Annotated in this window: 10 protein-coding genes; 7 read left to right on the plus strand and 3 right to left on the minus strand. The window is 63.7% G+C overall.

Annotated features, from left to right (window positions below):
• The 3 genes from ACXJL8_RS23745 to ACXJL8_RS23755 form a co-directional block, all read left to right on the plus strand.
• The coding region (locus ACXJL8_RS23745; RefSeq protein WP_456685683.1) for an FAD-dependent oxidoreductase at positions 1-1566 on the plus strand (1566 nt) is incomplete at its 5' end.
• Entirely contained in the window at positions 1536-3383 is a 1848-nt protein-coding gene (locus ACXJL8_RS23750) for a 2-oxoacid:acceptor oxidoreductase subunit alpha (protein ID WP_456685684.1), read from the plus strand. The genes ACXJL8_RS23745 and ACXJL8_RS23750, both read left to right, overlap by 31 nt.
• Positions 3380-4435, plus strand: a complete 1056-nt coding sequence (locus tag ACXJL8_RS23755; protein WP_456617947.1) for a 2-oxoacid:ferredoxin oxidoreductase subunit beta — start codon at positions 3380-3382, stop codon at positions 4433-4435. Before ACXJL8_RS23750 ends, ACXJL8_RS23755 begins: the two co-directional genes overlap by 4 nt.
• Here the strand turns inward: ACXJL8_RS23755 and ACXJL8_RS23760 are convergent, their stop codons facing one another.
• From ACXJL8_RS23760 to ACXJL8_RS23770, 3 genes are all read right to left on the minus strand, one after another.
• Positions 4436-4882: a DUF4399 domain-containing protein gene (locus ACXJL8_RS23760; protein WP_456617948.1), complete on the minus strand. Its 447-nt coding sequence runs from the start codon at positions 4880-4882 to the stop codon at positions 4436-4438.
• 17 nt (positions 4883-4899) lie between these two features.
• Entirely contained in the window at positions 4900-6501 is a 1602-nt protein-coding gene (locus ACXJL8_RS23765) for an SUMF1/EgtB/PvdO family nonheme iron enzyme (protein WP_456617949.1), read from the minus strand.
• 268 nt (positions 6502-6769) lie between these two features.
• Complete coding sequence (locus ACXJL8_RS23770; protein WP_456617950.1) at positions 6770-7354, minus strand: STM3941 family protein; 585 nt, start codon at positions 7352-7354, stop codon at positions 6770-6772.
• A gap of 209 nt (positions 7355-7563) precedes the next feature.
• Between ACXJL8_RS23770 and ACXJL8_RS23775 the strand changes: the two genes are divergently transcribed.
• The 4 genes from ACXJL8_RS23775 (at position 7564) to ACXJL8_RS23790 (ending at position 9731) form a co-directional block, all read left to right on the plus strand.
• A complete protein-coding gene (locus tag ACXJL8_RS23775; protein ID WP_456617951.1) occupies positions 7564-8184 on the plus strand; it encodes a hypothetical protein in 621 nt (206 codons plus the stop codon).
• A 41-nt stretch (positions 8185-8225) separates the two neighbouring features.
• Positions 8226-8675, plus strand: coding sequence for a DsrE family protein (locus ACXJL8_RS23780; protein ID WP_456617952.1), 450 nt, complete (start codon positions 8226-8228; stop codon positions 8673-8675).
• A 304-nt stretch (positions 8676-8979) separates the two neighbouring features.
• A complete protein-coding gene (locus ACXJL8_RS23785) occupies positions 8980-9303 on the plus strand; it encodes an ArsR/SmtB family transcription factor (protein ID WP_456617953.1) in 324 nt (107 codons plus the stop codon).
• Positions 9300-9731, plus strand: coding sequence for an SRPBCC family protein (locus ACXJL8_RS23790; protein ID WP_456617954.1), 432 nt, complete (start codon positions 9300-9302; stop codon positions 9729-9731). Before ACXJL8_RS23785 ends, ACXJL8_RS23790 begins: the two co-directional genes overlap by 4 nt.
• The last annotated feature ends 49 nt before the right edge of the window (positions 9732-9780 follow it).

The raw sequence follows: 9780 nt of genomic DNA on the forward strand, positions 1-9780 counted from the left end.
GTCGCGATCTGCCGCCTCAAGCGCGTCGCCGCCGACTTCAAGGACGACATCAACCACCGTCTGCCGCGCCCCGCAGCGAAGAACGGCAAGCGCGTTGCATTCGTCGGCGGCGGCCCGGCGTCGCTGACGGTGGCGCGCGATCTCGCGCCGCTCGGCTATCACTGCACGGTGTTCGACGGCGATCCCGAAGCCGGCGGCATGATGCGCACGCAGATCCCGAAATTCCGTCTGCCCAATTCGGTGATCGACGAGGAGACCGGCTACATCCTCAACCTCGGCGTCGAGTTCAAGGGCGGCCATCGCATCGAGAGCATGAAGGCGCTGCTTGCGGAAAAATACGACGCGATCTTCGTCGGGTCCGGTGCGCCGCGCGGACGCGAGCTCGACATTCCCGGCCGGAAGGAGGCCGCCGCCAACATCCATATCGGCATCGACTGGCTGTCCTCGGTGTCGTTCGGCCACACCGACAAGATCGGCAAGCGCGTGATCGTGCTCGGCGGCGGCAACACCGCGATGGATTGCTGCCGCACCGCGCGCCGGCTCGGCGGCGAGAACGTCAAGGTGGTCGTGCGCTCCGGCTTCGAGGAGATGAAGGCCTCGCCCTGGGAGAAGGAGGACGCGATCCACGAGGATATTCCGATCCTCAACTACATGGTGCCCGTGGCATTCAAGCATGTCGCGGGCAAGCTCATCGGCGTCACCTTCCAGAAGGTGAAGGCCGAATACGACGCCAAGGGCCGTCGCAACCTGGTGCCGTCAGGCGAGCCGGACGAGACGATCACCTGCGACGACGTGCTGGTCGCGGTCGGCCAGGAGAACGCCTTCCCCTGGATCGAGCAGGACTGCGGCATCGAGTTCGACAAATGGCACATGCCGAAGGTCGACCCCAAGACCTTCGTCTCGACCAACCCAAAAGTGTTCTTCGGCGGCGACGCCGCGTTCGGTCCGAAGAACATCATCTGGGCGGTGGCGCAGGGCCATGACGCCGCGCTGTCGATCCACAAGCTGCTGTCGGGCGAGGACATCACCGAGCGGCCGCTGCCGGAGGTGCATGTCTCCTCGCAGAAGATGGGCATCCACGAATGGAGCTATGACAACGATATCTCCGTCGACAAGCGCTTCAAGGTGCCGCATCGCGACAAGGTGATCGCGCTGAAGGACATCCGCACCGAGGTCGAGCTCGGCTACGACGTCAAGCTCGCGCTCGGCGAAGCCCATCGCTGCCTGAACTGCGACGTGCAGACGGTGTTCTCGACTTCGCTCTGCATCGAGTGCGATGCCTGCGTCGACATCTGCCCGATGGACTGCATCACTTTCACGGAGAATGGCGAGGAAGCCGATCTGCGCCAGCGCCTGAAGGCGCCGTCGCCGCATCCCGACCAGGATCTCTACGTGTCCTCTGATCTCAAGACCGGGCGCGTGATGGTGAAGGACGAGGATGTCTGCCTGCATTGCGGGCTGTGCGCCGAGCGCTGTCCCACCGGAGCCTGGGACATGCAGAAGTATTTGATCGAAATGACTCACGCAGGTTCAGCATGTCCGACAAAAAGCCGATCAGCAGCGTAAACGACTTCGTCGTCCGCTTCGCCAACGTCAACGGATCGGGCTCGGCCAGCGCCAATGAAATGTTCGCGCGCGCGATCCTGCGTCACGGCGTGCCGGTGTCCCCGCGCAACATCTTCCCCTCCAACATCCAGGGCCTGCCGACCTGGTACGAGGTGCGGGTGACGGAAGAGGGCCATCTCGGCGCCCGCGGCGGCGTCGACATGATGGTGGCGATGAACCCGCAGACCTGGGACAAGGACGTCGCCGGCATCGAGCCTGGCGGCTATCTGTTCTACGATTCCACCAAGCCGATGCCGTCGACCAAATTCCGCGACGACATCACCGTGATCGGCGTTCCCCTGACCGCGATCACCAACTCGACCTACACCGATCCGCGCCAGCGCCAGCTGTTCAAGAACATCATCTATCTGGGCAGCCTCTCGGCGCTGCTCGACATGGATCCGAAGCTGATCGAGCAGCTGATCGGCGAGCAGTACAAGGGCAAGGAGAAGCTGCTCTCCTCCAACGTCCACGCGCTGCATCTCGGCCGCGACTGGGCGCTGCAGAACCTGAAATGCCCGATCGGGCTGCGGGTCAAGAAATCCGACAAGGTCGGCGACCGCATCTTCATCGAGGGCAACAGCGCGGCTGCGCTCGGCGCCGTCTATGGCGGCGCGACCGTGTGCGCGTGGTATCCGATCACGCCGTCATCGTCGGTGGCCGAGGCCTTCACCGCCCACTGCAAGAAGTACCGGCACGATCCCGAAACCGGCAAGGCGAAATACGCCATCGTGCAGGGCGAGGACGAGCTGGCTTCCATCGGCATCGTCATCGGCGCGTCCTGGAACGGCGCCCGCGCCTTCACCGCGACCTCGGGCCCTGGCATCTCGCTGATGACGGAGTTCATCGGCCTGTCATATTTTGCCGAGATTCCGGCCGTGATCATGAACATCCAGCGCGCCGGCCCCTCGACGGGCATGCCGACTCGCACCCAGCAATGCGACATCATCGCCTGCGCCTACGCCTCGCATGGCGACACCAAGCACGTCCTGCTGTTCCCGGAAGATCCCGCCGAGGCGTTCGAGTTCGCGGCCGCGGCCTTCGACCTCGCCGAGCGGCTCCAGACCACGATCTTCCTGATGCTCGACCTCGACATCGGCATGAACCACCGCCTCTGCCGCCCGCTGAAGTGGGACGATTCGCGGCAATATGACCGCGGCAAGGTCATGACCGCGGAGATGCTCGAGGAGGGCCGCGATTTCGGCCGTTATCTCGACGTCGACGGCGACGGCATCCCGTACCGCACCTATCCCGGCACGCACCCGACCAAGGGCTCCTACTTCACGCGTGGCACCTCGCGCGACCGCTATGCGCGCTATTCGGAGGAAGGCACGGTCTATGCCGACAACATGCAGCGTCTGGTGCGCAAGTTCGAGACCGCACAGGATCTGGTGCCGCGGCCGCTCCAGGCCAATGCGGAACGGCCGACCAAGTACGGCGTGATCTATTTCGGTTCGACCTCGCCCGCGATGGACGAGGCGATCGGATTGCTCGAGCTACGCGGCCATCAGCTCGACCGCCTGCGCATCCGCGCCTTCCCGTTCCACTCCAGCGTGGCGAGCTTCCTCGCCGAGCACGACTTCGTCTACGTGGTCGAGCAGAACCGTGACAGCCAGCTCCGCCAGCTCATCGTCAACGAGAACGGCATCGACCCGGTGCGGCTCGTCCCGATCGTGCATTACGACGGTTCGCCGATCACCGCCCGCTTCATCGCAAAAGCCATTGGCGACCACCRGGATCACCTCAAGGTGACCCCGCTCCGCAAGGCCGTGTCATGACCTATATTGCCAAGCCAAAGTTCCATCATCCCGGGCTGAAGAAGAACGAGCTCGGCTACACCCACCGCGACTACGAGGGCAAGATCTCGACGCTGTGCGCCGGCTGCGGCCACGATTCGATCACGGCCTCGATCATCGAAGCCTGCTACGAGCTCTCGATCGAGCCGCACCGGGTGGCGAAGATCTCCGGCATCGGCTGCTCGTCGAAGACGCCGGACTATTTCCTCGGCAATTCGCACGGCTTCAACTCCGTGCACGGCCGCATGCCGTCGGTGCTGACCGGCGCCAATCTCGCCAACCGCGACCTGATCTATCTCGGCGTGTCCGGCGACGGCGATTCCGCCTCGATCGGCTTCGGCCAGTTCGCGCATTCGATCCGCCGCGGCGTCAACATGACCTATATCGTCGAGAACAACGGCGTCTACGGCCTGACCAAGGGCCAGTTCTCGGCGACCGCCGACCGCGGCTCCAAATCCAAGAAGGGCGTCACCAACACCGACAACGCCATCGATCTCGTCGCGATCGCGTTGCAGTTAGGGGCGACCTTCGTCGCGCGCTCATTCTCCGGCGACAAGAGCCAGCTCGTGCCGCTGATCGCGGCCGCGATCGGCCACAAAGGCGCATCCTTCATCGACGTCATCAGCCCCTGCATCGCCTTCAACAACCACGCCGGTTCGACCAAGAGTTTCGACTATGTCCGCGAGCACAATGACGCGGTGAACCGGCTCGACGTACTGGTCGGCCGCGATCCGATCGCCGTCGACTATGCGCCGGGCACGGTCCAAATGGTCGAGCAGCACGACGGCAGCAAGATCGCGCTGCGCAAGATCGACGCGGACTACGATCCGCACGACCGTCTCGGCGCCATGACCTTCCTCCAGAAGCACGCGGCCAAGGGCCAGATCGTCACCGGCCTGCTTTATGTCGACCCCGATGCGGACGATCTGCACGAGCATCTCAACACGGTCGAGACGCCGCTCAATACGCTGGAGGCCGACACGCTCTGCCCGGGCTCKGCGGCGCTGGACAAGTTCAACGCCAGCTTGCGGTGATCATCTGCCGCGCTGAGGCGGCTGCCTGACGCGTACGGTGATTTTCTCCGACACGACGGGCGGCTCGAACGGATAGTGCTTCGCATCGCCCAGCACCAGCTGCAGGGTGTGCGTGCCGGGTGGAAGCTCGAGAAATGTTTCGGTCTGCCCCGCGCCGAAATGCAGATGCGACTTGTCCTGCGGGATCGGCTCCTTCGGATCGATGGGGTCGTTGACGTCGACCAGCAGATGATGATGGCCGGCATTCTGGTAGTCGTCGCCGGCATGGGTCACGCCCATGTTGCGCAAGCCGAACCGGACCAGGAATCCGGCGCGCACCCTTTGCCCGTCATACGGGGTGATAAAATATACCTTTGCGTCCTTTGGAGCTGTCTTACCCTGCGAGAAGGCTATGCCCGGGAGCAATGCGAGCACCGCCGACAGCGCAACGCAGCGAAGGATTTGCATCGAATCCACTCCAGCAGTTAAGGACTGAGCGCGACACGGAATCCATGTGTTGGGTAACGAACATTGGTATCGTAACCGTCGCGGTTGGACGCCCGCACGTATCGMGAGTCGTTCTTCCAGGAACCCGAGCGCAGGACGTGCGCGTTGCAGTCCCCACCGCTCCATGCTGAGCCGTCATTGGGCGCGCCCTGATAGGTCTTGTGCCAGCAATCTTCGACCCACTGATCGACGCCGCCACCCATGTCGTAGAGCCCGAATGGATTGGGCTTGAAGCTGCCGACTTTCGCCGGCTGCTCGGCCGCGACATCACCGCAATCCTTGCATCCGGCCATGCCCGGCTGAAGCTTGTCGCCCCACCAATACTTGCCCTGCGTTCCCCCGCGCGCCGCATACTCCCATTCAGCTTCGCTCGGAAGCCGGTAGGGCTTCTTCGTCGCCTGGGCGAGCCAGGCGGCATATTGCTTCGCGTCGGTCCAGCTCACATTGGTGATCGGCGCATTATCCTTGCCGACGGCGGTGAAGCCGCATGCCTTGGCAGCGGCGCAATCGTTCCACTCCTGCACCGTCACCGGATATTTGCCGATCGAGAACGGCTTGATCGTGACCTGGTGGACCGGACGTTCGGTCGGATCATCGTTGCTTCCCATCGCGAAGCTGCCGCCGCGAATGGCGATCATCTCGGGTTCGCGGACCGGCGGCGCCGCCGGGCTTGGCGCTTGACTTGACGCTGAAGTACTTGGTGCTGAAGCACTTGGCGCTGGGGCACTTGCCGCCGGAGCACTTGGCGCTGGAGCGGGCGATGGAGATGATGCCACCAATGAAGGAGACGGCTGCGGCGTTTGTGTCGCTGCCTCTCGCGGTGGAGGTTGCGGGCTCGGTGATGCGACCGGAGCAACAGTCGGCGCGGCAGCCCGCTCGTTCACCCTGCCCGACGGCAGCGCCAGCAGATACCACAGCACACCGGCAGCGATCACGAGAAGCGTGACGCCCAGAAAGAAGATCAGGGTATTCTCGCGCCGGCCTCGCGTCCTCCCGACCGCATCTGCGTCCGGCAGCACCCGATAGATGCGCACCGGATCGGTGATGTTCTTGACCTTGCGGTCGCCGAGCGACTCATAGCCGCACACCACCTTGTGCTTGATCTGCTCGTAGATCGCGCCGGAGATATAGACCTGACCGGGTTCGGCGATACCCTCGATGCGCGTGGCGATATTGACGCCGTCGCCATAGACGTCGTCCGGCTCCACGATGACGTCGCCAAGATTGACGCCAATCCGGTATTCGATCCGGGAGTCCCTCGGAAGCGAAGCGTTGCGGCCGACGAGATTCTGCTGAATGACGATGCTGCAGCGAACGGCCTCGACGGGACTGTCGAAGATCGCGATGAAGCCGTCTCCCGTCGTCTTCACCAGACTTCCATGGTGCTCGACGATGCTGGGCTGGATGAGATCCCGCTCGATGCGCTTGACGCGAACATGCGTGCCTTCCTCGTCGGCCTGCATCAAGCGGCTGTAGGAAGCGATGTCCCCGACAATGATCGCGGCGAGACGACGAGGCATCCCGCCATGTGGCGGCGGGTCATCGTGGCTTCCCGATCTGAAGTTGCGAATTTCGCCCATTGCGGGGTACTCCACAAACTTGCAAAGGCGGGCGAGGTTACGACGCAGAATTTCGACTGTCTGTGAAGACTATCACATTGATGATCCGCGACAATGTCGTAGAAATCATCGGCGCCGAGTTCCCAGCCAGAATCGCAGCACGGATTGAACCTTCTCGGACCGACGGCGGACTAAGCCTCGCGCGACCGCCCGGCAATGTCGGCTATGCCTGCTTCGTCCGCCGCAGCGATGCGCGGCATCTGACCCGATGCCAGCGCTTCCTCGCCGCTCAGCTGACGGCCTCGGGCTCCGGTTCAGGCTCCGGCACGGCGTGGCCCGAAGAGGGCGGTCGTCCGGCACCCCAATATTGCTTGCAGGTCTCGAGCAATGTTTCGACGTCCATGGTCAGTCCGCCCGCATTGACGATCACGCCGTCAGCGCCAAGCGCGTTGTTCATCAGCGACAAGGCACGATTCAGGAAGCCCCCGGAGAATCGCTCGGCGACAAGGGGATCGAGCTTGAGCACCACGAACTTCTGCACGCGCTGCTCCCGGAGCAGAATCTTCCGCACGGAGCTCCAGGCAATGGTCTCGTCGGCGAGCCTGGTGTCGCGAATGCCGATGCGGCTGATGAAGACGACCGGCGACCTGGCGGAAGTCAACCTCCAGAGCATCCTGCAGGTGGTAAGGCCGAAAAACACCGCGCCGACATAGCAGGCGGCGACCTGGAACGTGGTGATGTTTTTACCTTGCTGCCACATGAATGCGAGCGCAGCACAGAGCAGCGTCAGCAGCAGACCGACGCCGAAAAACATCAGCAGCCGGCCCCGGGAATAGCCGATCGTGATGTTGGGYAGGTTCTGACCCACGGACATGTTCGACCCCCATCAGCCTTTTGCATCAACTTTGGGTTTACGAACGCCCCCTCTTCCAAAAGATTAGGGCTGGAACCTTGCGCGAGGCTGCCCACGGGAATGCGGGGCACCGGCACTTGAACGCGTGGCGTTCGGCCTGCGACTAACCGCCAGTCGGCTCTCACCGTCCTCCGATGCGGCCGTCAACAGTTCACGCGCCCGGTGCGATCATGAAGCTTGCCCTCCTGCTTCCGCTTGTCCTTGCCGCCTTCGTCGGTGCCGCCCGGGCCGAAGAGGCCGACGACATCCGTGAGGCCAGCAAGGCCGAGGCCGAAACCTTCAACGCGCGGATGTATGCGGGCCCACCCGGCGGCAAGGCCTATGCCTGCTTCGTCCGCCGCTACGATGCCGCGCACCTGGCGCGGCATCCGAAGCAGAAGGTCGCCTCGATGAAGCTGCTGGTCTCGGCGGAATTGGACAAGGAGGACAAGGAGCTCCACAACTCCTTCCGCCTCGGCTTCAGATATCGCCACCGCTCGGGCGATTTCGACTCCAGCGGCTCATGCAACCACGCGGTATTCGCCAAAGAGGGCAACGACGTCCGTCTCGGCTGTGGCGTCGACTGCGAGGGCGGCGGCATCGGCGTTGCACTGTCCAAGGACGACAAGTCGGCGATCGTCCGGCTTGCGAGGGTTAGGGTCTGGCAGAACAACAAGCCGGATGACGATGCCGAGCAATCGCTGGTCGCCGGCGCCGACGACGGGATTTTTCGCCTCGACCGCACCGACACCAGCGAATGCACCTCGCTGGTGACGGACCGCAAGGAACTCGCCGCGCTGCGCCACAAGTGATATGTGTCCGGCAAAGTCGGGCGCCGCCGAGGGAGATCGCCATGAACCGCCGGAACATCTTGTGGAGCGCAGTTTCAGCCTTGGGCGCAGCGCTTGGCGCCTCTGGCGCAAAGGCGGCGACGGAAGCGAGCGCAGGCAACAAGCTCAAGGTCGTCTACCATCTCAGCGATGCCGAGAAGGTCAATTTCGTGCTCGGCAACATCCAGAACCACATCGACGGCGTCGGTGGGCCTGACTATGTGACGATCGCGCTGGTGATCCACGGTCCGGCGCTGAAGGCGTTCCACGCGGCACAGGCCAATCCCGATGTCAGCAAGCGCGTGGGCGACTTCTCCAGGGACGGCGTCGAACTCGCCGCCTGCGGCAACACGATGAAGGTGCAGAACGTCGCGCTCACCGACCTGTTGCCCGGCTTCGTCAGCGCGGAAAAAGGCGGCGTGGTGCGCTTGGCCGAGCTCCAGGCTCAGGGCTATCTCTATCTGCGGCCTTGAGGCACTTCGGTTGCCCCGAAAGGGGTGCGCCCCCTCCCCCGCTTGCGGGGGAGGGCTGGGGAGAGGGTGTCTCCGCAATGAAGAACCCCCAAGAGGAGAAAGCCCTCACCCGACGCCATAGCCGATGCGAAGCATCGGCGTTTTTGAAGAACGGCGGCCAAGGGCCGCCTATGCGACCTCTCCCGCAAGCGGCAGAGGTCAGGGGAGCCCGCGGAGCCCACCTCCCAACCGATCCGCACCGCTCTTGACACACCCATAACTCTACGGTTATGAGTTATCCATAACTGATTGGTTATGGATTTCTATGTCCGCCGCCCACGATCTCCTGTTCAGGACGCTCGCCGATCCGACCCGGCGGGCGATCTTCGAGCGGCTGTGCCGCGAGGGCGAGCAGACGGTCGGGGCACTGACGGCGCGATCAGGCGTTTCCCAGCCAGCGGTCTCGAAACATCTCGGCGCGCTGAAACAGGCTGGCCTGGTGCGCGACCGCCATGAAGGACGGCAGACCCATTACAGCGCGCAGCCCGGCGCGCTCAATCCACTGGTCAACTGGACCAGCCAGATGGCCGGGTTCTGGCAGAACCGGCTCGATGCCCTCGACGATCTCCTGAAGAGGATGGACCAATGACCGAAGCTGCGACCGAGACGCGTTCCGTGGTCATCGAGCGCGAGTTCTCCTTTCCGCCGGAGCGGCTCTGGCGCGCGCTGACGCAGCCTCACCTGATCGAGGAATGGCTGATGAAGAACGACTTCAAGCCAAGCGTCGGTCACCGCTTCAATCTTCGCGGCGAATGGGGCGGCGTGCTGGACTGCGAGGTCCTCGCCATCGAGCCGCAGCGAATGCTCGCCTACACCTGGAATTTCACGCATGAGGACGCCGCCTACGATCTGAAGAGCGTGGTGACCTTCACGCTGACGCCGGCGGGCGCAGGCACCCGTTTGCGCGTGGAGCAAGCGGGCTTCCGTCCCAGCCAGAAGCAGGCCTATGGCGGCGCGCACGCCGGCTGGAAGCAGTTCCTTGCAAAGCTGGACGAGCTGCTGGCGCGGGCGGAGTAGCTCGGCCGCCTGCGTCCATTCCAATCAACTCTCAGAGGAGGTCCCATTG

Source organism: Bradyrhizobium sp. P5_C11_2 (genome assembly GCF_054049755.1).